Source organism: Pseudomonas citri (genome assembly GCF_025336485.1).
Lineage (GTDB): Bacteria > Pseudomonadota > Gammaproteobacteria > Pseudomonadales > Pseudomonadaceae > Aquipseudomonas > Aquipseudomonas citri.
Genome location: NZ_JAODAB010000001.1, coordinates 462031 through 483885, shown reverse-complemented (window position 1 = coordinate 483885; position 21855 = coordinate 462031). Strand labels below are relative to the sequence as shown.

General features: G+C 59.3%; 17 protein-coding genes and 3 tRNA genes. 13 read left to right on the top strand and 7 right to left on the bottom strand.

All coding sequences use genetic code 11. The annotated features are described in order from the left end of the window. Positions 1-90: 90 nt before the first annotated feature. On the bottom strand, positions 91-249 hold the full coding sequence (locus tag N4Q37_RS02190) for a hypothetical protein (RefSeq protein WP_260954910.1): 159 nt from the start codon (positions 247-249) through the stop codon (positions 91-93). A gap of 212 nt (positions 250-461) precedes the next feature. Here N4Q37_RS02190 and N4Q37_RS02185 point away from each other — a divergent pair, with 212 nt between their 5' ends. Continuing rightward, a complete protein-coding gene (locus N4Q37_RS02185) occupies positions 462-1139 on the top strand; it encodes a peptidase C39 family protein (RefSeq protein ID WP_260954909.1) in 678 nt (225 codons plus the stop codon). A 140-nt stretch (positions 1140-1279) separates the two neighbouring features. Here the strand turns inward: N4Q37_RS02185 and pbpG are convergent, their stop codons facing one another. Together pbpG and folD are read right to left on the bottom strand one after the other, a co-directional pair. Continuing rightward, the gene (gene pbpG, locus N4Q37_RS02180) at positions 1280-2218 is read right to left on the bottom strand and encodes a D-alanyl-D-alanine endopeptidase (RefSeq protein ID WP_260954908.1); all 939 of its coding nucleotides are present in this window, start codon (positions 2216-2218) and stop codon (positions 1280-1282) included. Between the two features lie 268 nt (positions 2219-2486). After that, positions 2487-3341, bottom strand: coding sequence for a bifunctional methylenetetrahydrofolate dehydrogenase/methenyltetrahydrofolate cyclohydrolase FolD (folD, locus tag N4Q37_RS02175; RefSeq protein WP_260954906.1), 855 nt, complete (start codon positions 3339-3341; stop codon positions 2487-2489). A 281-nt stretch (positions 3342-3622) separates the two neighbouring features. Here folD and N4Q37_RS02170 point away from each other — a divergent pair. The 10 genes from N4Q37_RS02170 to N4Q37_RS02125 all read left to right on the top strand — a co-directional run bounded on the left by N4Q37_RS02170 (position 3623) and on the right by N4Q37_RS02125 (position 14049). Beyond that, positions 3623-3699 (top strand) — tRNA-Arg (locus N4Q37_RS02170). A gap of 41 nt (positions 3700-3740) precedes the next feature. After that, positions 3741-3816: transfer RNA gene (locus N4Q37_RS02165), tRNA-His, on the top strand. A gap of 57 nt (positions 3817-3873) precedes the next feature. Next, positions 3874-3958 (top strand) — tRNA-Leu (locus N4Q37_RS02160). Positions 3959-4360: 402 nt separating this feature from the next. Next, the gene (gene tig, locus N4Q37_RS02155) at positions 4361-5671 is read left to right on the top strand and encodes a trigger factor (RefSeq protein WP_260954905.1); all 1311 of its coding nucleotides are present in this window, start codon (positions 4361-4363) and stop codon (positions 5669-5671) included. Positions 5672-5764: 93 nt separating this feature from the next. After that, positions 5765-6406, top strand: coding sequence for an ATP-dependent Clp endopeptidase proteolytic subunit ClpP (clpP, locus tag N4Q37_RS02150; RefSeq protein ID WP_003183177.1), 642 nt, complete (start codon positions 5765-5767; stop codon positions 6404-6406). A 107-nt stretch (positions 6407-6513) separates the two neighbouring features. Beyond that, on the top strand, positions 6514-7797 hold the full coding sequence (gene clpX, locus N4Q37_RS02145; protein ID WP_260954884.1) for an ATP-dependent Clp protease ATP-binding subunit ClpX: 1284 nt from the start codon (positions 6514-6516) through the stop codon (positions 7795-7797). 259 nt (positions 7798-8056) lie between these two features. Next, positions 8057-10453 (top strand): endopeptidase La, encoded by a 2397-nt coding sequence (gene lon / locus N4Q37_RS02140; RefSeq protein ID WP_260954882.1) that lies wholly within the window; start codon positions 8057-8059, stop codon positions 10451-10453. A 148-nt stretch (positions 10454-10601) separates the two neighbouring features. Beyond that, entirely contained in the window at positions 10602-10874 is a 273-nt protein-coding gene (locus tag N4Q37_RS02135; protein ID WP_260954881.1) for an HU family DNA-binding protein, read from the top strand. A gap of 225 nt (positions 10875-11099) precedes the next feature. Next, positions 11100-12971, top strand: a complete 1872-nt coding sequence (locus tag N4Q37_RS02130) for a SurA N-terminal domain-containing protein (RefSeq protein WP_260954879.1) — start codon at positions 11100-11102, stop codon at positions 12969-12971. A 220-nt stretch (positions 12972-13191) separates the two neighbouring features. Then, a complete protein-coding gene (locus tag N4Q37_RS02125) occupies positions 13192-14049 on the top strand; it encodes a DUF2242 domain-containing protein (RefSeq protein WP_260954877.1) in 858 nt (285 codons plus the stop codon). 280 nt (positions 14050-14329) lie between these two features. On the opposite strand, the gene N4Q37_RS02120 is transcribed toward N4Q37_RS02125, so the two are convergent. The 3 genes from N4Q37_RS02120 to N4Q37_RS02110 all read right to left on the bottom strand — a co-directional run bounded on the left by N4Q37_RS02120 (position 14330) and on the right by N4Q37_RS02110 (position 17840). Beyond that, complete coding sequence (locus tag N4Q37_RS02120) at positions 14330-15367, bottom strand: AraC family transcriptional regulator (protein ID WP_260954942.1); 1038 nt, start codon at positions 15365-15367, stop codon at positions 14330-14332. Then, entirely contained in the window at positions 15367-16497 is a 1131-nt protein-coding gene (locus tag N4Q37_RS02115; RefSeq protein ID WP_260954876.1) for a carbon-nitrogen hydrolase family protein, read from the bottom strand. Before N4Q37_RS02115 ends, N4Q37_RS02120 begins: the two co-directional genes overlap by 1 nt. Positions 16498-16622: 125 nt before the next feature. Beyond that, the gene (locus tag N4Q37_RS02110; RefSeq protein ID WP_260954875.1) at positions 16623-17840 is read right to left on the bottom strand and encodes a DUF3422 domain-containing protein; all 1218 of its coding nucleotides are present in this window, start codon (positions 17838-17840) and stop codon (positions 16623-16625) included. Between the two features lie 243 nt (positions 17841-18083). Here N4Q37_RS02110 and N4Q37_RS02105 point away from each other — a divergent pair, with 243 nt between their 5' ends. Both N4Q37_RS02105 and N4Q37_RS02100 read left to right on the top strand, forming a co-directional pair. Further along, complete coding sequence (locus N4Q37_RS02105) at positions 18084-20123, top strand: NADPH-dependent 2,4-dienoyl-CoA reductase (RefSeq protein WP_260954870.1); 2040 nt, start codon at positions 18084-18086, stop codon at positions 20121-20123. A 108-nt stretch (positions 20124-20231) separates the two neighbouring features. Further along, complete coding sequence (locus N4Q37_RS02100; RefSeq protein WP_260954868.1) at positions 20232-21140, top strand: 1-aminocyclopropane-1-carboxylate deaminase/D-cysteine desulfhydrase; 909 nt, start codon at positions 20232-20234, stop codon at positions 21138-21140. Between the two features lie 6 nt (positions 21141-21146). Here N4Q37_RS02100 and N4Q37_RS02095 read toward each other — a convergent pair whose 3' ends face one another. After that, positions 21147-21695, bottom strand: coding sequence for a cytochrome b (locus tag N4Q37_RS02095; protein ID WP_260954867.1), 549 nt, complete (start codon positions 21693-21695; stop codon positions 21147-21149). Positions 21696-21855: the final 160 nt, after the last annotated feature.

The window sequence follows — 21855 nt, the reverse complement described above, 5'->3', positions numbered from 1 at the left end:
ACGCCGGATAGATTTAAGCAAGCCAACCACACCACCCGTTAATCAGTATTGCAAAAATGGGGGTGACCATAGATTTTCATGGGGATGTATTCAGTGCACGGCAGCGTGGGCTGGCTTTGCGGTTTTGTCCGATGGCCGTGCTGGTACGTGATGATGGCGACGGGTAATACGCAGCACACCCCATAGCATGGCGGCCGCCACACTCAGCCAGCCGAATATCAGCATCAGAATTGTCGTTGTCAGGCCCATCTGTGCCTCCTTCTGCCCGAATTCCGGGCATTGCACGCTGCGTATAAGGGACAGTCTAGTCGGCCAAGTGTTGCAGGCAATCGATTGACCCCGGTCAAGAACCAATGGGTTCGTTCTATCGGGATGGCCGATCTGCTGCTCAAGGCTATACCCGGGGCGGTGGGCGACTTATGATCGACGGCCCAAGGCCAGGTGCCTGAAAGAGAGTCAACATGTTGCCAGTCATTTCATCTTTTCGATCCCTGATGCTGGCGACGGCCTGTCTCGCGGCCCTGGCGGGTTGCGCAGGCAGTGTGTCGCCGCTGATCCAGCGCCTGCCCGAACGGGTGGAGCTCAACAGCGTGCCGTTCTATCGCGGCGAAATGTACCAGGGCGCCCCGCAGTCCCTGGCGGCCCTGCTGACGTATCAAGGCACTGTGATCACGCCGGGGCTGCTGGAGAAACCCTTGCACTTGCCGGGTGGCGAAAGCGATTTGCAGCAGAGCATGCCAACCTTGGCGCGCGAGTATGGGTTGGTGGTGTACCCCTTGCGTGCCAGGTTACCTATGCTGTTGGAGCAGGTCGCTGCAGGTTATCCCGTCCTGGTGCGCTACGCCGAGGGCTCATCGTTCTGGCCCGAGATACGCTATGGCGTCCTCGTCGGCTATAACCGCCAGAAACAGACGGTCTTGCTGCGAGCAGGCACGAATCGTCGGGAGTCGATGAGCTTCAGCGCTTTCGAATCGTACTTCCAAGACGCAGGTGGCTGGGCGGTGTTGCTCCAGAAACCCACGCAGCTTCCGGCCAACGTCGACGCGCAGCGCTGGCTCAAGGCTGCGGAGGAATTGGCCGGGGCAGGGCAGGAGCAAGCGGCGGCGCGAGCCACCAAGGCCCTGGGCGCTGCGCAGTGATCGTTTGTTGCGTTCGTCACTTGCAAGGCACCCTTGGACAAGGGTACGGCACGTAAAAATCCAGGCCCTACGATCCGATGGATGATCTGAAGCCTTGAAACAAGGAAAAGCCCCGGATGGTAGGGGCTTTTCCTTGTGGTTTATTTGGACGCTTCCGTCACGCCACTCTGGCGGCTCTTGAGATTCTTGGCTGCTTTATATTGCAGCGCCACCGCCGGCACGTCGGCACTCTTGCCCGTTTCTACCCAGTTGCGGATCCGGCTGGCATCGGCGAAATGGGTGTATTTGCCGTAGGCATCGAGGATCACCAGTGCCATTGGCCGATTGCTCATCTTGGTTACCAGCACCAGGCAGTGGCCGGCCTCGTTGGTGAAGCCGGTCTTGGTCAACTGAATGTCCCAGTTAGCCTTGTGGATCAAGTGATCGGTGTTGCGAAAGCCCAGGCTATATACCGGTTTGCGGAAGGTAACGGTCTTTTCCTTGGTGGTGCTCAGCTCACTCAGCAGTGGATACTTGCGCGCGGCAATCAGCAGCTTGGTCAGGTCGCGGGCAGTGGACACGTTGTGAATCGACAGCCCGGTGGGCTCGACATAGTGGGTGCTGGTCATCCCCAGTGCCTTCGCCTTGGCGTTCATGGCGGCGATGAAGGCGGCATAACCGCCCGGATAGTGATGGGCGAGGCTGGCGGCGGCGCGGTTTTCCGAAGACATGAGGGCGATCAGCAGCACCTCGCGGCGCGACAGTTCGCTGTTGAGCTTGACCCTGGAAAATACCCCTTTCATTTCAGGGGTGTTGGCGATGGTAATGGGGATGTATTCGTCCAGGTTTTGCTTGGCATCGAGCACGATCAGGCCGGTCATCAACTTGGTCACTGAAGCGATGGGCACCACCACGTCCGGGTTGCTTGAATAAACGACCTTGTCGCTCTGCAAATCCAGCAGTATCGCGCTGCCCGAGGCGACCTGCAGTCTGGATGTGTCGCGTGGTGCAGCGATGGTCTCCTGTGCATCGACGTTTTGCGTGATAAAAGGGCCTATGAAAGCAAAGAGCAGGCTGAGGATCGAACGACGGATTTTCACGCGAGTAGACTCGATGGAGTTGAAGGAGCTTTTCAGCAGCGGCTTTGGAAAAAGCGTCGCATTTTATGAGTATGGGCGACGACTGCGCTATATGCCCGTGCCGTCCGGGCTTGCGGATAAATAAAATTTAATGGAGGGGGATCCGGCGACAAAAACAACGGTGGGAGCGAGTTTGCTTGCGATAACCGTGAGTCAGTCAACCTTAAGGCTGGCCGATCCACCGCCATCGCGAGCACGCTCGCTCCCACCGGGTCTTGCTTGACGTGTATCAGCTATGCAGCGTCTCTGCCGCGTACAACGTGTTTTCCAGCAGGCAGGCACGGGTCATCGGACCCACGCCGCCAGGTACTGGAGTGATCCAGCTGGCGCGGGGCAGGGCGGTCTCGTAGACCACATCGCCGACCAGCTTGCCGTCTTCCTGGCGGTTGATACCCACGTCGATGACGATGGCGCCTTCTTTGATCCACTCGCCCTTGACCAGGCCAGGTTTGCCAGCGGCAACCACGACCAGGTCGGCACGCCCGATGTGGCCGGCCAGGTCCTTGGTGAAGCGGTGGGTCACGGTGACGGTGCAGCCAGCGAGCAGCAGCTCCATGGCCATCGGTCGACCGACGATATTGGACGCGCCCACGACCACGGCATCCAGGCCGTACAGGTCCACGCCAGTGCTCTCCAGCAAGGTCATGATGCCTTTGGGGGTGCAAGGGCGCAGCAGCGGGATGCGCTGGGCCAGGCGGCCGACGTTATAAGGATGGAAGCCGTCGACGTCCTTGTCCGGGCGAATGCGCTCGAGCAGTTTGGAGGCGTCGAGGTGTTCAGGCAGAGGTAGTTGCAGCAGGACGCCGTCGATACTCGGGTCGTCGTTCAGGCGATCGATCAGATCGGCCAACGCTTGCTGGGTGGTTTCGGAAGGCAGGTCGTAGGCCTGGGAAAGGAAGCCGACCTCTTCACAGTCTTTACGCTTGTGCGAGACATAAACCTGAGAGGCAGGATCGCTGCCGACCAGGATCACCGCAAGGCCGGGCGTGCGCAGGCCTTGCTGGCGACGCTCGGCGACTCGTTGGGCGATCTGCTGGCGCAGGCTGGCGGCGATCGATTTGCCGTCGATAAGTTGTGCAGTCATTGCGCGTGGTTAACCATCGAGAGGGGAAAAAAAGAGAGCGCATTCTCGCATGCAAAGCCGTGAGGGCAAAGGCGCTTGGTCTGCAAATTCCCCTAAGCCCTTTAATTAAATGAATTTTTTTTAAAAAAGAGTTGACGACCTATCGGGCCGTCTATAACATTTGTCGCACTTGTCGGGCACAGCCTAGCACTGGTTGAGAAGGTTGAGCGGAGTTGGTTGTTTCAATTCGGCAAAACTGAAAGCACTTAGTTTGTAATCGTCCAAGAATACAGATTAAAAAGGCGCCCGTAGCTCAGCTGGATAGAGCATCCGCCTTCTAAGCGGATGGTCGCAGGTTCGAGTCCTGCCGGGTGCGCCAATTAGGCAGCTTTGGCACAAGTAACGCAACAAGGCAATATGGTGGGCGTAGCTCAGTTGGTAGAGCACGGGATTGTGACTCCCGTTGTCGTGGGTTCGATCCCCATCGTCCACCCCATATTCTAGAAGGCGCCAGATCTAACCATCTGGCGCCTTTGCTTTAAAAGCTTGATACGCGGATGTGGTGGAATTGGTAGACACACTGGATTTAGGTTCCAGCGCCGCAAGGTGTGAGAGTTCGAGTCTCTCCGTCCGCACCAAACAAGTCGCTATATAGATAGCAGAGAACGGCGCAGTACCTGAAAGGGGGCTGCGCCGTTTTTGTTTTCGGTGGTTTCGTGTCCGGCGCCGACAGTGGGTTGTCACGATTGTGTTACGTGATGATGCGCGGCAGGCCCCGTTGGTCTCCTTGTGGGGTTGGCGGTCAGGGGTGCAGGTAGAGTGCTTCTATATATAGAAGCGTTATGGCAGGCCCTTGGTTGGAGTGACCTGTATTTTGCAATCCGGGGAAGACGTGGCGGTTTGCCTTCGCTTCTAAATTCGGTGCCGGTTTCCTGCCTGTTTCAGTAGGGTGACTTCTTGGGTTTGACCTACTAGAATGCATGCCCTTGATTCTGGGGGCGGGAAACGCCCGGCCAACGTCTGTGCAACGAGGAATATCCATGCAAGTTTCTGTTGAAAATACTTCTGCTCTTGAGCGCCGCATGAGCATCACCGTGCCGGCTGAGCGCATCGAGACTCAGGTCAACAAGCGTCTGCAGCAGACTGCCCAAAAGGCCAAGATCCCAGGTTTCCGCCCAGGCAAAGTGCCTATGAGCGTGATCCGTCAGCGTTACGAGGCTGATGCGCGTCAGGAAGCCGTGGGCGACGTGATCCAGTCTTCGTTCTACGAAGCGGTCGTCGAGCAGAAGCTGAACCCGGCCGGCGCACCGTCCGTCGAGCCTAAAGTGCTGGAAAAAGGCAAGGACCTGGAATACGTCGCTACGTTCGAAGTGTTCCCGGAGTTCACTGTAGCCGGTTTCGAATCGATCGCTGTCGAGCGCCTGAGCGCTGACGTGACCGATGCCGACCTGGACAAGATGCTGGACATCCTGCGCAAGCAGAACACCCGTTTCGAAGTGGCCGATCGCGCTGCCCAGAACGAAGATCAACTGAACATCGACTTCGTTGGCAAGGTTGACGGTGAAGTGTTCGCTGGTGGTTCCGCCAAGGCTACCCAGCTGGTGCTGGGTTCCGGCCGCATGATTCCTGGCTTCGAAGACGGCCTGGTGGGCGCCAAGGCTGGTGAAGAGCGCGTACTGAACGTGACCTTCCCAGAGGATTACCAGAACCTGGACCTGGCCGGCAAGGCCGCCGAGTTCACCGTGACCGTCAACAGCGTTTCCGAGCCGAAACTGCCTGAGCTGAACGAAGAGTTCTTTGCCCAGTTCGGTATCAAGGAAACCGGTCTGGAAGGTTTCCGTGCCGAAGTTCGCAAGAACATGGAGCGTGAGCTGCGCCAGGCTATCAAGTCCAAGGTCAAGAACCAGGTCATGGACGGTCTGCTGGCCGCCAACCCGATCGAAGTGCCAAAAGCGTTGCTGGACAATGAAGTCAACCGTCTGCGTGTACAGGCTGTCCAGCAGTTCGGCGGCAACATCAAGCCAGACCAACTGCCGGCCGAGCTGTTCGAAGAGCAAGCCAAGCGCCGCGTCGTGCTGGGCCTGATCGTTGCTGAAGTGGTCAAGCAGTTCGAACTCAAGCCTGACGAAGCCCGCGTCCGCGAGTTGATCCAGGAAATGGCCTCGGCTTACCAGGAACCTGAGCAAGTCGTGTCCTGGTACTACAAGAACGAGCAGCAACTGAACGAAGTCCGTTCGGTTGTGCTGGAAGAACAAGTTGTGGATACTGTTCTGCAGAAAGCTAGCGTGACCGATAAAGCGGTCTCTTACGAAGAAGCGGTCAAGCCGGTGGAAGCTCCACAAGCCGATTGATTGTTCTGCGGTAAGAAATACACACCCATAAGCCAGCCTTCGTGCTGGCTTATGCGTATTCAAGACATAACTATTTGGGAGTGACTGCGAGACATGTCCCGCAATTCTTTTTATCAGCAGAGCTCTGACATCCAGGCCGCAGGCGGCCTGGTCCCGATGGTTATCGAGCAGTCTGCTCGTGGCGAGCGTGCCTATGACATCTACTCGCGCCTGCTCAAGGAGCGCGTCATTTTCCTGATTGGCCCCGTTGAAGATTACATGGCCAACCTGGTCGCGGCGCAATTGCTGTTCCTTGAAGCGGAAAACCCGGACAAGGATATCCATCTGTACATCAACTCCCCCGGCGGTTCGGTCACTGCAGGCATGTCGATCTACGACACCATGCAGTTCATCAAGCCGGACGTTTCCACCATCTGCATCGGCCAGGCCTGCAGCATGGGCGCCTTCCTGCTCGCCGGTGGCGCAGCGGGCAAGCGTCACTGCCTGCCTAACTCGCGCATGATGATCCACCAGCCATTGGGTGGTTTCCAAGGCCAGGCGTCAGACATCGACATCCATGCCAAGGAAATCCTTCATATCCGTTCGCGCCTGAACTCGCTGCTGGCCCATCACACCGGCCAAAGCCTCGAAACCATTGAGCGTGACACCGAGCGTGATAACTTCATGAGCGCTGAGCGTGCAGCCGAATACGGCCTGATCGACTCCGTGATCAACAAGCGTCAAATGCCTGCCTAAGCCGCTCAAAATGCAGGTGGTTGGGATGACCGGCCGCCTGCGGGCTTGAAAAAGCCCGCAATTGCCTTCATCTTGTGTTGCAAGCCTATCGGATTTGGATCGATCGAATGACTGACACCCGCAACGGCGAGGACAACGGCAAACTGCTTTATTGCTCCTTCTGTGGCAAAAGCCAGCATGAAGTACGCAAATTGATTGCCGGCCCCTCGGTCTTCATTTGCGACGAGTGCGTCGACCTGTGCAATGACATCATCCGCGAGGAGGTGCAGGAAGCCCAGGCCGAAAGCAGCGCGCATAAATTGCCTTCGCCTAAAGAAATCAGCGGCATCCTTGATCAGTATGTGATTGGTCAGGAGCGCGCGAAAAAGGTCCTGGCGGTAGCGGTTTACAACCACTACAAGCGCCTGAACCAACGTGACAAAAAGAATGACGAGGTCGAACTCGGCAAGAGCAACATCCTGCTGATCGGTCCGACAGGCTCGGGTAAGACCCTGCTTGCCGAAACCCTGGCTCGCTTGCTGAACGTTCCGTTTACCATCGCCGATGCAACCACGCTTACCGAGGCGGGTTATGTGGGCGAGGATGTCGAGAACATCATTCAGAAGTTGTTGCAGAAGTGCGACTACGATGTAGAAAAAGCCCAGATGGGCATTGTCTACATCGACGAAATCGACAAGATTTCCCGCAAGTCCGACAACCCGTCCATCACCCGGGATGTTTCCGGTGAGGGCGTGCAGCAGGCCTTGCTCAAGTTGATCGAAGGCACGGTCGCTTCCGTTCCGCCCCAGGGTGGTCGCAAGCATCCGCAGCAGGAATTCCTGCAAGTCGATACCCGCAACATCTTGTTCATCTGCGGCGGCGCGTTCTCTGGCCTGGAGAAGGTTATCCAGAACCGTTCCACCCGTGGTGGCATCGGTTTCAACGCCGAAGTGCGCAGCAAGGAAGAGGGCAAGAAAGTCGGCGAATCCCTGCGTGAAGTCGAACCTGATGATTTGGTCAAGTTCGGTCTGATCCCCGAGTTCGTGGGTCGCTTGCCGGTCCTGGCGACGCTGGACGAGTTGGATGAAGCCGCATTGATGCAGATCCTGACCGAGCCGAAGAATGCGCTGACCAAGCAGTATGCCAAACTGTTCGAGATGGAGAGCGTCGACCTGGAGTTCCGTTCCGACGCGTTGAAATCGGTCGCCAAGCGTGCCCTGGAGCGTAAGACCGGTGCCCGTGGGCTGCGTTCGATCCTCGAAGGTGTATTGCTCGACACGATGTATGAGATCCCCTCGCAATCCGGGGTGAGTAAAGTCGTGATCGACGAAAGCGTTATAGAAGGTAAGTCCAAGCCACTGTATATCTATGAGAACAGTGAGCCGGCTGCCAAGGCCGCACCGGACGCTTAAGCGTTCTGTTGTTGGAACAAAAGGAGGGGCCTTCGGGCCCCTTTGCTTTTGAGTGGCAAAGGGATTTAGCGAAACGTTGCACCGCCCCGCAGCCTGGCGGAGATAAATCCCCTCACCACCGACTTGCGTACGGCTTTTATTTCTTTTTAGCAGGGCTGACATCAGCCTTTGCGCTTGTTTTTTTTCAACGCTGCCCCCATCTTGGTTTCAAGCTTACTTCCATCTGTTTCCGGCCTAGGGCCGCCGTAGAGGCGAAATCATGAAGACAACCATCGAATTGCCTCTCCTGCCATTGCGTGATGTCGTGGTGTATCCGCACATGGTTATCCCGCTGTTCGTGGGGCGCGAGAAGTCCATCGAAGCCCTTGAGGCAGCGATGACGGGTGACAAGCAAATTCTCCTGTTGGCTCAGAGAAACCCTGCTGACGACGATCCCGGTGAAGATGCACTTTATCGCGTGGGGACGATTGCAACGGTCCTGCAACTGCTCAAACTGCCTGATGGCACCGTCAAGGTGTTGGTCGAAGGCGAGCAGCGGGGCACGGTCGAGCGTTTCAGCGAAGTGAACGGCCATTGCCGGGCCGAAGTGTCGCTGATCGGAGAAGTTGAAGCCCCTGAGCGTGAGTCTGAGGTGTTTGTTCGTAGCCTGCTCTCGCAGTTCGAGCAATACGTGCAGCTGGGCAAGAAGGTCCCTGCAGAAGTCCTGTCATCGCTTAACAGCATCGATGAGCCAGGGCGGCTGGTCGATACGATGGCGGCCCATATGGCCCTCAAGATCGAGCAGAAGCAGGAAATCCTTGAAATCATCGATCTGTCGGCGCGTGTCGAGCATGTATTGGCGTTGCTCGATGGCGAAATCGATCTGTTACAAGTCGAGAAGCGCATTCGCGGTCGCGTCAAGAAGCAAATGGAGCGCAGCCAGCGCGAGTACTATCTGAATGAGCAGATGAAGGCCATTCAGAAGGAGCTGGGCGACGGTGATGAGGGGCACAACGAGATCGAAGAGCTGAAGAAACGCATCGATGCCGCGGGGCTGCCCAAGGATGCCCTGGCCAAGGCCCAGGCGGAGCTGAACAAGCTCAAACAGATGTCGCCCATGTCCGCCGAAGCCACGGTGGTGCGTTCCTACATCGATTGGCTGGTCCAGGTGCCGTGGAAGGCCCAGAGCAAGGTTCGTCTGGACCTGGCGCGTGCCGAGGATATCCTCGACGCCGACCATTATGGCCTGGAAGAGGTCAAGGAGCGCATCCTCGAATACCTCGCCGTGCAGAAGCGCGTGAAGAAAATCCGTGGTCCGGTCTTGTGCCTGGTCGGTCCTCCAGGGGTCGGTAAAACCTCTCTTGCGGAGTCGATTGCCCACGCCACCAACCGTAAATTCGTACGCATGGCCCTCGGTGGGGTGCGTGATGAAGCGGAAATTCGTGGTCACCGCCGTACTTACATCGGTTCCATGCCAGGAAGATTGATTCAAAAGATGACGAAGGTGGGTGTGCGCAACCCGCTGTTCCTTTTGGATGAAATCGACAAAATGGGCAGCGATATGCGCGGCGATCCAGCCTCCGCGTTGCTCGAAGTGCTCGATCCGGAGCAGAACCACAATTTCAACGATCACTACCTGGAGGTCGATTACGACCTGTCGGACGTGATGTTCCTCTGCACCTCCAACTCCATGAATATTCCGCCGGCCTTGCTGGACCGGATGGAGGTGATTCGTCTGCCGGGCTATACCGAGGACGAAAAGATCAATATCGCCGTCAAGTACCTCTCGCCCAAGCAGATCCAGGCCAATGGCCTGAAAAAAGGCGAGCTGGAGTTCGGTGAGGAGGCGATTCGCGACATCATTCGCTATTACACCCGTGAAGCGGGTGTGCGCGGCCTGGAGCGGCAGATTGCCAAGGTCTGCCGCAAGGCGGTCAAGGAGCACGCGCTGGAAAAACGCTTTGCGGTCAAGGTCACGCCTGACCTGCTGGAGCACTTCCTGGGCGTGCGCAAGTTCCGCTACGGCCTTGCCGAGCAACAGGATCAGATCGGCCAGGTGACTGGCTTGGCGTGGACCCAGGTCGGTGGTGAATTGCTGACCATCGAGGCCGCCGTGGTACCGGGCAAAGGGCAGTTGATCAAGACCGGTTCCCTCGGTGATGTGATGGTCGAATCGATCACCGCCGCGCAGACAGTGGTTCGCAGTCGCGCCCGCAGCCTGGGCATTCCGGCGGATTTCCACGAGAAGCGCGACACCCACATCCATATGCCGGAAGGGGCGACGCCCAAGGACGGCCCTAGCGCCGGGGTGGGCATGTGCACGGCCCTGGTCTCTGCGCTGACAGGCATCCCGGTGCGTGCCGATGTCGCCATGACCGGTGAAATCACGTTGCGTGGCCAGGTGTTGGCTATCGGCGGCCTGAAGGAAAAACTCCTGGCGGCTCACCGTGGCGGGATCAAGATCGTGATCATTCCCGAAGAGAATGTCCGCGACCTGAAGGAAATTCCTGACAACATCAAGCAAGATCTTCAGATCAAACCCGTTAAATGGATTGACGAGGTCCTGCAAATTGCGCTGCAATACGCGCCGGAGCCCTTGCCGGATGTGGCTCCGGAGATTGTCGCGAAGGACGAAAAGCGAGAGTCTGACTCTAAGGAAAGAATTAGCACGCATTAATACGTATTTGCCTGGGGGGCTTCCTTGACAGTTTTTTAGAGCCCTTGTTATAAAGCGGCTCTTATGTGTCTGTAGGCCATTCAGCACTCGTTTTTGCTTTCACCAAAAAAACTTAGAATCATCTCAAATAGATATAAGGGGACTTAGAGTGAACAAGTCGGAACTGATTGATGCTATCGCTGCATCCGCTGATATCCCGAAAGCTGCTGCTGGCCGCGCGCTGGACGCTGTAATCGAATCCGTCACTGGCGCTCTGAAGGCTGGCGACTCCGTTGTTCTGGTAGGTTTCGGTACCTTCTCCGTGAGCGATCGCCCAGCGCGTACCGGTCGCAACCCACAGACCGGCAAAACGCTGCAAATCCCTGCGGCCAAGAAGCCAGGGTTCAAAGCTGGTAAAGCGCTGAAAGAAGCCGTTAACTAAGGTTTCATTGAGTTTATCCGGGTCGGGCTTATGCCTGGCTTGGCAGCGGAGCGGTAACACGGTCGGTTGCAACCGACCTGTCGTGCCAGGGCTCGGGGGTTCGAGCTCGGTCTGCTTCGCCAGTTACGAGAAGGCGCATCCTCGGATGCGCCTTTCTTCTATTCGGATTCTACCCACGCTCCACGGTTGCCTAAATTTTGAAGTTCAACCGTTTCTGGGGGACGCATGCTGCAGAATATCAGGGACAATTCACAAGGCTGGATTGCCAAGACCATCATCGGGGTCATCGTCGCATTGATGGCGTTGACCGGTTTCGATGCGATTTTTAAAGCCACCACCAACAGCAACGAAGCGGCCAAGGTCAACGGCGAAAACATCAGCCAGAATGAGCTGAGCCAGGCGGTTGACATGCAACGCCGTCAGCTCATGCAACAGCTGGGCAAGGATTTCGACGCCTCCCTGCTGGACGAAAAGATGCTGCGTGACTCGGCGCTCAAGGGCCTGATCGATCGCAAGCTGCTGCTGCAAGGCGCACACGATGCGAAGTTCGCCTTTTCTGAGGCCGCGCTGGATCAAGTCATCCTGCAGACGCCTGAATTCCAGGTCGAGGGCAAATTCAGCCCCGAGCGCTTCGACCAGGTGATCCGCCAACTGGGTTACAGCCGTATGCAGTTCCGCCAGATGCTGGCCCAGGAAATGCTGATCGGCCAGTTGCGTGCGGGGCTGGCTGGCAGCGGTTTCGTCACCGATGCCCAGGTGCTGGCGTTTGCTCGCTTGGAAAAACAGACCCGTGATTTCGCCACCTTGACCATCAAGGCCGATCCGTCCGGCGTGAAGCCGACCGACGACGAGGTCAAGGCGTATTACGATAAGCATGCCAAGGAGTTCATGACCCCTGACCAGGTGGTTATCGATTACCTTGAGCTGAAGAAAGCCGCTTTCTTCGATCAGGTCAGCGTCAAGGACGAAGACCTGCAAGCGGCCTACCAGAAAGAAATTGCCAACTTGTCCGAACAGCGTCGCGCTGCGCACATCCTGATCGAAGTGAACGACAAGGTCACCGAAGCCCAGGCCAAGGAGAAGATCGAGCAGATCCAGGCACGCCTGGCCAAGGGCGAGTCGTTTGAAGCCCTGGCGAAGGAGTTTTCCCAGGATCCGGGTTCGGCGAACAATGGCGGCGATCTCGGTTATGCCGGCCCTGGCGTCTATGACCCAGAGTTCGAAAAGGCCCTGTACGCACTGAACAAGGATCAGGTCTCGGCCCCGGTACGCACCGACTTCGGCCTGCACTTGATCAAGCTGCTGGGCGTAGAGGCACCTGAGGTGCCGACATTTGCCAGTCTCAAGGACAAGCTGACCCGCGAGCTGAAAACCCAGCAAGTGGAGCAGCGTTTCGTGGAGGCGACCAAGCAACTGGAAGATGCCTCGTTCGAAGCGTCTGACCTGGCCCAGCCGGCCCAGGACTTGAAGCTGACCGTGCACACGTCGGCACCGTTCGGGCGTGAAGGCGGTGACGGCATTGCGGCCAACCGTGCCGTGGTCACTGCGGCGTTCAGCCCGGAAGTGCTGGATGAAGGTGCCAACAGCGCCGCTATCGAGTTGGACCCGGAAACAGTCGTGGTACTGAGGGCCAAGGAGCACCGCAAGCCTGAGCAACTGCCGCTGGAAAGCGTCGCAGGTCCGATTCGTGCTCAATTGGCCAAGGAACAGGCCAGTGCGTCTGCCAAGTCCCGCGCCGATGAGTTGATCGCCAGCTTGCGCGACGGCAAGCTCGCGCTAGATAAGCCGGTCGACGGCCAAGGCTGGAAAACGACCGCAGCGGCCACCCGTGGCCAGGACGGCATCGAGCCGGCGGTATTGCAGGCATTGTTCCGCATGCCCAAGCCTGAAGCGAAGGGCAAGCCGACCTTCAGCAGCGTGACGTTGCCTGACGGCAGCCTGGTGATCGTGCGTTTGAACGGCGTGAACGAGGCTGCGGCACCGACCGATCAAGAGAAAGCCGAGTATCGTCGCTACCTGGCGTCTCGCGTCGGCCAACAGGACTTCGCGGCTTATCGCAAGCAGTTGGAGAGCCAGGCAGACATCAAGCGCTACTGACGCCTTGTTGACTGCTTGAAAAAGACCCCGGCCGAAAGCCGGGGTCTTTTTTATCGGCTTTTTGCCACGGGCAGGATGTTCGTCGATCCATCGCCTTCACACCTTTTTCCCGTCGGCAACCCCCAGTAGACTTGTCACTCTTTCAAGGCACGATTACCCAAACTGTCGGGCGCTGTTCTGTTGCACAATACGCCCCGGGCCGTTTCTCTCAGGATGTTCAATGTTCAGACCATTTCACATGCAAACCGTCGGGCTGGCGCTGATGCTGGCCGTCGCAGCCGGTTGCTCGTCGAAGAAAGCCGCCATCTACGAGCATGAAAACTTCGATGATTCCGGTACCTTCTCCCGCACTTACCCGACGACCGACGTGGCGACTTGCGAAGCCGGGCGCCGGGCGCTGCTCAGTCAGGGCTATATCATCACCAGCAGCGATCCCAAGCTGGTCAGTGGCCACAAGAGCTTCCAGCAGGCTGGCGATACGCACATGGAAATCAGTTTCAACCTGGTATGCGCCGAAGACGGAGGCCCGGGGCATCGTGCAACCATGTTCGCCAACGCCCTGCAAGACCGGTACGCCCTGAAGAAAATCAATAATTCCGCGAGCCTGGGTGTCGGAGTGTTGGGGTCTGTGTCGATGCCGATTGGCTCGTCCGACGATTCGATGGTCAAGGTCGCCAGCGAAACCGTGTCGGCCACCAAGTTCTATGAGCGTTTCTTTGCTTTGGTTGAGCTGTTCCTGCCGTCGGAGGCGAAGAAGGCCACGGGGGACGCGGAAAAGCCGAAGGCCGAACTGGGCGTTCCGGAAACCAAGGCTGAGCCGGCCGCCTTGATGCCGGTGCCCGCTGCCGCGCCTGCTGCCATGGCTGCGCCTGTGCCTGTCGTGCAGCAGGCTGCGCCGACGCCGGTGGAGACCGCTCCTGCCGCTTCCGAGCCGGTTGCGCCACCGGCCGAGCTGGCGCCCATTGCCCCCAGCGAACCTGAGCCTTACACGCCTGCGTCGACTGAGATCATCACGCCGCCACCGCCCAGTGACTTGCCGGCACCGACCGAACCGATCCAGCCGCTGCCCGCCTCCTGAGTCCCGGTTGTAATGCCCTGCTACATCTGTGCGCGTTAATTCCCAGGGGCTGTGCTACGTTTAATTCATGAAGCTTTTGCTTCATGTTTTATTCATAAAGCAGCTTTATGCTGATATCAGCGCCATCAGGCATTGGTTTCAATGAGAAGGGAAGAACGCAATGGATGATTATCAGGAAGAGCTGTTGGAATACCAGGCCTACGAGCTGGACCCGCTGGAACCTGCCGAAGATGCGACGGAGTTATAGGAGGACGGGAGCGCCAAGCTAGTTTCTTGAAGCTTAATTTCCCCGGCAGCTACGGCGAAACTCTCCGGGCGTCTGGTTGTTCCAGCGCTTGAAGGCGCGTTGGAATGCCTCCGCAGAGGCGAACCCCAGTAGATAGGCGATTTCGCCGAATGCCAGCTCGGTGTCGCGGATGTAGGTCATGGCCAGGTCGCGACGGGTGTCGTTGAGAATTGCACGAAATTGCGTGCCTTCATCGGCCAGTTTGCGGCGCAAGGTCCAGGTTGGCATATTCAGGCGCGCAGCCACTTCGTTCAGGTCGGGTTCCCGGCCACCGTTGAGCAAAGGTCCCAGCAGTCGGGTGATGCGTTCACGCAGGCTGCGGGTGCGGGTCAATTGCTCGAGTTCCCGTTCACACAACTGCACCAGGTATCGCCAGGTGCTGGGGCAGTGCTGCGCGTTGCGCTGGGCGAGGCTGTCCAGGTTCAGGCGCAATTGGTTCTGTTCGGCGCCGAACTGGATGGGACAATCGCCGAGCAGGCGGTAGTCCTCCCGGTAGGGCGGTTCTTCGAATTCGATTTCTATGCGTTCGGCTCGCAGCGTGACGCCGCAGAGGTTCGAGAGCTGGGTGAGCCAGCCGGCGATGATCGAGTCCACGACAAAACGGTTATAGGCGTTGTAGGGGCTGATGGAGTAGAACCGCAACCAGGCGCCGCGGGCGTCCTCGTGAAAACTTGACTGGCCGCGGTAGTTGGAACCGTACAGAGGCTCGAAGCGGATCAGGCAGCGGGCTGCTTCGCGAACCGTCGGCGCTTGGGCGGCGGTAACGCCCGCCAGCCCGGCTTGGCTCAAGCGACTGAGCTGGCCCATGCGCAGGCCCAGGGCAGGATCCTGGGTCTGTTGGATAGCCGCGTGACCCAGGCGCATGTAGCGGGGGATCGATAGCCGGGCCCCAGGCTCGCCGAGGCGTGCGGCATCCAGGCCGTATTGTTCAAGCAAAGGTTGGGGATCCTGCCCGTGACTGGCCACCGCATCGGCCAGGCTATGGACGAAGCCTACGGATAGATCGCCCAGGCGCGTCGGCTGCGGTTTCATCATAACCACAGGTTCAGCAGGCGGGCGCCATGGGCTTCACCGTCGGGGAAGTGCTCGCCGTCGTGACTGATGAAGCTCTGGCCGGCGCTGCCGTTATCCCAGAACTGTCCACGCAAAAACACGCTGACGCCACCCTTGGCCTGGCTGACCGGTAACTGGCCGGTCAGCGTCAGGCGGTGCCAGGCTTGGCCTTCACTCACTTCACCAGGCTTGAGACCCACTTCGCTGGGCGTGGACAACCCTTTGTAGCCACGCCACGGTTTTCCCCACGTGTCCCGGCCCATGACAAAGGCTGGTACGGCGATCAGTTGCGCACCCTGCTCGTTGAGCTGGCGGTAGTGAATGGGATACCAGCTATCAGTCCCGATCAGTATGCCCAGGCGGCCCGCGGGGGTGTCGATGACGGCCAGGGTGCCCGATGGGGCGGCGCCGAGCACATCGCGTTGTTCGAACACCGTGTGTTGCTGGCGCTGGGGCTGGCCGATCGGTCGGCCATCGCGGCCAAATACCACGCTGCTGTTGTACAGCGCGCCGCCGCCGATCTTCAGTTCGCCTTTGCTGACGCTCGGTTCCGGCAGCACGATGGAGCCGGCCACCAAGGTCACGCTGAATTCCTTGGCGAGCCCGCCAAACAGCGATTGGTAATCTTGGGCCATGGCCTCGGCCTTCATGCGCAGGTAGGCATCGTTCAGCCGATTATTGGCTTGGGCACCGGCCAACGCCCGGAGAAACGCCAGTGGGTTGCTGATGGCGAGCCAGTTCATTGCCTCTTTCAGTGTTGCGGCTTGATACAACTCGTCTTTTTCGCCGCTGACCATCAACCAGGTGCCGATGTGCTCGGGCAACACCACGACGGTCCTGTCATTGAGCAAACCCTGGTCGCGAGCGGTCTGCAGGTAGGCGGCCAGCTTGCGATGCAGGCGAGCGGGGGTCTGGTAGTCGGTGGGGAACAGTTCGGGCTGGATACCCAGCAGGTTGCCCCGGTCGGCCGGCGTGCCCTGATCCACCGCCAGGTGAATACGAAGGTCTGACAGGTAATGACCTGCAGGCCGATCCACCGTCCACATTGCATAGGTGAGCAAGGTGGCAATGAAGGCCAATGAAAACAGCAGGTACAGAAATTTACGCATGGGGGGAACAGTCAGCCGCCGGGTGCAGGTTCGTGATTTTTCATCAAGGGCTACGGGGCAGGGTACGGTAAAACAAGGGTTTGGCGAAAGGGCACACCCGCATTTCTCCCGGCTGATGCTTGGGGCTAATGACGCTTGGCCTTCCTGATCCGAATCATGATCAGCAACAGGATCAGCAGTACGGGCGGCGCCATGCCCAGCAGCGCCTCACGGGCCGAGAGGGTTGACCCCAGCGTATGCAGGCCGCTGTAGACCAGTTTGAACAGGTTGATCAGATAGTAGGTGATGGCAATGATCGACAGGCCTTCCACTGCACGCTGGATTTTAATCTGCGCGTCGGCGCGCGCGTTGAGGCTGCGCAGGATCTCCGCGTTCTGCTCTTCCATTTCGACCTGTACCCGGGCCTGCAGCAGGTCACCCAGGTTGGCGACGCTCAGGGCCAGTTGTTCGAGGCGCTGTTCGGTCGCCGCGCAATAGCGCACCGTCGGTTTGAAACGCCGCTCGATAAACACGCCTAGCCGTTGGCAGTCGCCCAGGTGGCTCTCGCGTAATTCAGCCAGGCGCTCGAACACCAACTGCGCGTATGCCCGGGTCGCGCTGAAACGATGGCGATTCTTGACCGAGCTGCTGACCACCTGGCGGGACAGTTGGGTGATGTCCTCCAGCAGCGCTTTGGCATGGACGCCGCGGGCATTTGCGTTTCGTTCAGACAAGGAGACGAGGGTACGATCGAATTCGTTCAGTTGCGGGTCCAGCGCCTTGGCAGCGCTGAGCGACAAGGACGCCATCATGCGGTAGGTTTCGATCTCCAGCAGGCGGCGGATCATGCGCCCCTGTCGATAAGCGTTGAGGCGTCGATTGATGAACAACAATCGATTGGTGCCGTCCTCGGTCAGGCGAAAATCGCTCCAGACCACGGCATCGCCACCGCCGATGCAAGAGCCGCAAGGGTCCTTGAAGCCATAGCTGGGCAGGTCAAGGTCTGCTTCGGCGCGCACCACCACTTGAACCGCATTGATGATGTGCCGGGAATGCTCTGCGATACCCCGGGACAAGCATTCGGGCAACGTTGTCCATTGCGGTTCGGCACGGGTGGCGGGAACGACCAGGGTCAGGGTGAAGAACTCGGCGTGTCGTTCCCACTTCAGCGGGTGGCCGTCGAGCCGGGTGATGCCCTGGACCGCATCTGCCACCACGGCTTCCGGGCACAATCGTTCCAGCAGTGCATTGCACAGGCCGTTGTCGCCAAGGAATGCCAGGTGAAAGACATGCGCTGGTTCGTCGAAATACAACGATGGGCGGGCGTGCAGCTCGTTGTGCAGCGTTTTCCGTTGTGGATGCATGCCAGGGCGACCGTATTGTCCGAGGTGTCTGTGTCGAGATAGGACTGCTGCATGCCCCACGGGAGTCACGTGGGATTCGATGAGGTTTCACCCCCATCTTTCCACGCCTTGCGCATTTAGATCATCAAGTTGTCAGTTTCGGTCATTGAGCGCGCAAGTTCCGCCTCATAGTCTGTTGGGCATGACAGAGGGAGGCCGTAGAGCTTCCGTACTTCCCGTGATCGCCCGTTTGTGGAGTTGCCCATGACCGCCTCTCATTACCCGCGCCTGCTTGCCCCATTGGACTTGGGGTTTACCACGTTGCGCAACCGCACCCTGATGGGCTCGATGCACACCGGTCTGGAAGAGAAACCCGGCGGGTTTGAACGCATGGCCGCGTATTTCGCTGAGAGGGCCCGGGGCGGCGTGGGGCTGATGGTCACCGGCGGGATCGCACCGAACGACGAGGGCGGGGTTTATTCCGGCGCGGCCAAGCTGACCACGCAAGAGGAGGCGCTCAAGCATCGGATCGTCACCCGGGCCGTGCATGAGGCCGGTGGCAAGATTTGCATGCAGATCCTCCACGCCGGGCGCTATGCCTACAGCCCCAAGCAGGTGGCGCCGAGCGCGATCCAGGCGCCGATCAACCCGTTCAAGCCCAAGGAACTGGACGAGGAGGGCATCGAGAAGCAGATCAGCGATTTTGTCAGTTGCTCGGTCCTGGCCCAGCAGGCCGAATACGATGGCGTCGAGATCATGGGCTCGGAAGGTTATTTCATTAACCAGTTCCTGGCAGCCCACACCAACCACCGTACCGATCGCTGGGGTGGCAGCTATGAAAACCGCATGCGCCTGCCGGTGGAAATCGTGCGCCGGGTGCGTGAGGCGGTGGGTCCGAATTTCATCATCATTTTTCGCCTGTCGATGCTCGACCTGGTGGAGGGCGGCAGTGTTTGGGAGGAAATCGTCCAGTTAGCCAGGGCCGTCGAGCAAGCCGGGGCGACGATCATCAATACCGGTATCGGTTGGCACGAAGCGCGGATTCCAACCATCGCCACCAAGGTCCCGCGGGCGGCGTTCAGCAAGGTCACGGCCAAGCTGCGCGGTTCGGTGACGATTCCCTTGATCACCACCAACCGTATCAACACTCCGGAGGTGGCTGAGCGGATCCTGGCCGAAGGCGACGCCGACATGGTTTCCATGGCGCGGCCGTTCCTGGCGGACCCGGAGTTCGTCAACAAGGCTGCCGCAGGGCGTGGCGATGAAATCAATACCTGCATTGGCTGCAACCAGGCATGCCTGGACCATACCTTTGCCGGCAAGCTCACCAGTTGCCTGGTGAACCCGCGGGCTTGCCATGAAACCGAGCTGAACTATTTGCCGGTGACCCAGGTGAAGAAAATCGCCGTGGTCGGTGCCGGCCCCGCTGGTTTGGCGGCCGCCACCGTCGCCGCCGAGCGTGGCCATCAGGTCACGCTGTTCGATTCGGCCAGCGAGATCGGCGGTCAGTTCAACGTCGCCAAGCGTGTGCCGGGCAAGGAGGAGTTCTACGAGACCCTGCGTTACTTCAAGCGCAAACTGCAGACCACCCACGTCGAACTGTGCCTCGACACCCGGGTGGATGCGGCCCAGTTGGTGGCGGGTGGTTACGACGAGATCATCCTCGCCACTGGCATCGTGCCTCGTGTGCCGGCGATTCCTGGCGTGGAGCATCCCAAAGTGCTGAGCTACCTGGACGTGATCCTGGCGCGCAAGCCGGTAGGCCACAGCGTCGCGGTGATTGGCGCCGGTGGCATCGGTTTCGATGTGTCGGAGTTCCTGGTTCACCAGGGCGTCGCCACCAGCCAGGACCGTGAAGCCTTCTGGAAAGAGTGGGGGATCGACACCGGGCTCCAGGCCCGCGGCGGCGTGGCCGGGATCAAGCCTGAGCCACACGCGCCAGCGCGCCAGGTGTTCCTGTTGCAGCGCAAGAGCTCCAAGGTCGGCGATGGCCTGGGCAAGACCACGGGCTGGATTCACCGTACGGGCTTGAAAAACAAGCAGGTGCAGATGCTCAACAGCGTCCAGTACCTGAGGATCGACGATGAAGGCCTGCACATTCGCATCGGTGAAACCGGCGAGCCGCAAGTGCTGGCCGTGGACAACATTGTGATCTGTGCCGGCCAGGACCCGTTGCGCGAATTGCAGCAAGACCTGGAAGCGGCGGGGCAGCACGTGCACCTTATCGGCGGTGCCGATGTGGCGGCCGAACTGGATGCCAAGCGGGCGATCGACCAGGGATCGCGATTGGCGGCGCGGTTGTAACGTCCAAAGCGTCCTTGTGGGAGCGAGTTCGCTCTCACAGGGGCCCCGCAATGAGCTTGCACCGCCGAGCTGTTAAGATGCCGGCCTATTTCTATCCGACCTGCCGCCATGCTGCGTTGCGCCCTCGACTGGCAACCCCAACCCCTCCTGGAACCGCTTCGCCTGGACTGGCTCACCCGTGCCGGCGTCGAGCTGGCCGTGTTGCGCCTGGATCGGATCGACTCGCTGATCAGCGGTAACAAGTGGTTCAAGCTGATCCACCACTTGCGTGCTGCCCATGAGGCGGGGGCTGAAGGGGTCATGAGCCTGGGCGGCGCCTATTCCAACCATTTGCATGCGTTGGCGGCGGCGGGCAAGCGCTTCGGCTTTCCAACGGTCGGGTTGCTGCGCGGTCATCCTGTGGAAACGCCCACGGTGCTGGATCTGCAAGCCTTTGGCATGGCGCTGCACTGGCTGGGCTACGCTGGCTATCGCGAGCGACACGCACCGGGGTTCTGGGATGATTGGTGCGCCCGTTATCCGCATTTTTACCCGGTGCCTGAGGGCGGCTCGGGATTGTCTGGCGCACAAGGTTGCAAGGCGTGGGTGACGCGCGCCCGGGAACAATTGGCGACACTGGGGTGGCGCGATTATCACGGCTGGTGGCTGGCCTGCGGCACGGGCACCTCGTTGGCGGGCCTGGTGCTGGCCGAAGCGGGGGCGCATCCGGTCTATGGCGTCCTGGCCGTGCCACCGGATCACGGCGTGGCGCAGCAGGTTGATGGCATGGTGAAGACGGCGGGGCTTGCGCAGCCGTGTTACGAACTGCTCGACGGCAGCCGTGGCGGTTTCGCCCGGGTCGATGCGGATCTCACGGCGTTCATTCAGGGCACGGGTGAAATCGAGTTGGAGCCGTTGTACACAGGCAAGGCGTTGCTGCTGTTGAAGGCGCGGGTCGACGCCGGGCAGTTCGCCGCCGGCACCCGCTTGATCTTTGTCCACACCGGCGGCTTGCAGGGCCGCCGGGGGTTTGAATAACCGTTGTCAGCCGCGCTTGGGCATCATGCGCAACAGCGTGTTATCGCGCACGATGTAGTGGTGATACAGGCCGGCCAGGGCATGCAGGCCAATCAACCAGTAGCCGATGGTGCCGCCCAGCACATGCCAGCCTTCCAATTGCTTGGCCAATGCCTTGTCCTGATCGATCAGCAGCGGCAGGTCAAAGCCGTAGAACATCACTTGGTGTCCTTCGGCGCTGGTGATCAGCCAACCGAGCAACGGCATCACGATCATGAACAGGTACAGCGCCCAATGCATCAGGTGCGCCAGGAATGTTTGCCAGGCCGGCGATGCCGGGAAAATCGCCGGGGCCTTACCGATGCTGCGGGCGAACAGGCGCAGCCAGACCAGCACGAACACCGTCAGGCCCAACATGAAATGCGCTTCCTTGATCAGCGTCCGACCACCGCTGCCCTTGGGGAAAATCCCCCGGAACTCGATGCAGGCATAAACCACGGCCAGCAAAACCAGCATCAGCCAATGCAGGGTAACCGTGACGGTACTGTAGCGGCTTTCTGAATTCTTCCAGGGCATTACGGGTATCTCCAACAATCAGGGTAGAGCGCCGTCTTGAGCAGCGTTGCGTCTACTGTATGCCCGTTTCGCCGCATTTGCATGAGACAGATCAGGTTTTGCCCTGGGAATTCGTGCTGCGTTCGTTCAGGAAGGGTTGCGTCGGCCGTTGGCGGGCCGG

Coding starts and splice junctions, on each gene's coding strand:
- N4Q37_RS02190 (WP_260954910.1), bottom strand. CDS start 249: ATGGGCCTGACAACGACAATTCTGATGCTGATATTCGGCTGGCTGAGT.
- N4Q37_RS02185 (WP_260954909.1), top strand. CDS start 462: ATGTTGCCAGTCATTTCATCTTTTCGATCCCTGATGCTGGCGACGGCC.
- folD (WP_260954906.1), bottom strand. CDS start 3,341: ATGACTGCACAACTTATCGACGGCAAATCGATCGCCGCCAGCCTGCGC.
- tig (WP_260954905.1), top strand. CDS start 4,361: ATGCAAGTTTCTGTTGAAAATACTTCTGCTCTTGAGCGCCGCATGAGC.
- clpP (WP_003183177.1), top strand. CDS start 5,765: ATGTCCCGCAATTCTTTTTATCAGCAGAGCTCTGACATCCAGGCCGCA.
- clpX (WP_260954884.1), top strand. CDS start 6,514: ATGACTGACACCCGCAACGGCGAGGACAACGGCAAACTGCTTTATTGC.
- lon (WP_260954882.1), top strand. CDS start 8,057: ATGAAGACAACCATCGAATTGCCTCTCCTGCCATTGCGTGATGTCGTG.
- N4Q37_RS02130 (WP_260954879.1), top strand. CDS start 11,100: ATGCTGCAGAATATCAGGGACAATTCACAAGGCTGGATTGCCAAGACC.
- N4Q37_RS02125 (WP_260954877.1), top strand. CDS start 13,192: ATGTTCAGACCATTTCACATGCAAACCGTCGGGCTGGCGCTGATGCTG.
- N4Q37_RS02120 (WP_260954942.1), bottom strand. CDS start 15,367: ATGAAACCGCAGCCGACGCGCCTGGGCGATCTATCCGTAGGCTTCGTC.
- N4Q37_RS02115 (WP_260954876.1), bottom strand. CDS start 16,497: ATGCGTAAATTTCTGTACCTGCTGTTTTCATTGGCCTTCATTGCCACC.
- N4Q37_RS02110 (WP_260954875.1), bottom strand. CDS start 17,840: ATGCATCCACAACGGAAAACGCTGCACAACGAGCTGCACGCCCGCCCA.
- N4Q37_RS02105 (WP_260954870.1), top strand. CDS start 18,084: ATGACCGCCTCTCATTACCCGCGCCTGCTTGCCCCATTGGACTTGGGG.
- N4Q37_RS02100 (WP_260954868.1), top strand. CDS start 20,232: ATGCTGCGTTGCGCCCTCGACTGGCAACCCCAACCCCTCCTGGAACCG.
- N4Q37_RS02095 (WP_260954867.1), bottom strand. CDS start 21,695: ATGCCCTGGAAGAATTCAGAAAGCCGCTACAGTACCGTCACGGTTACC.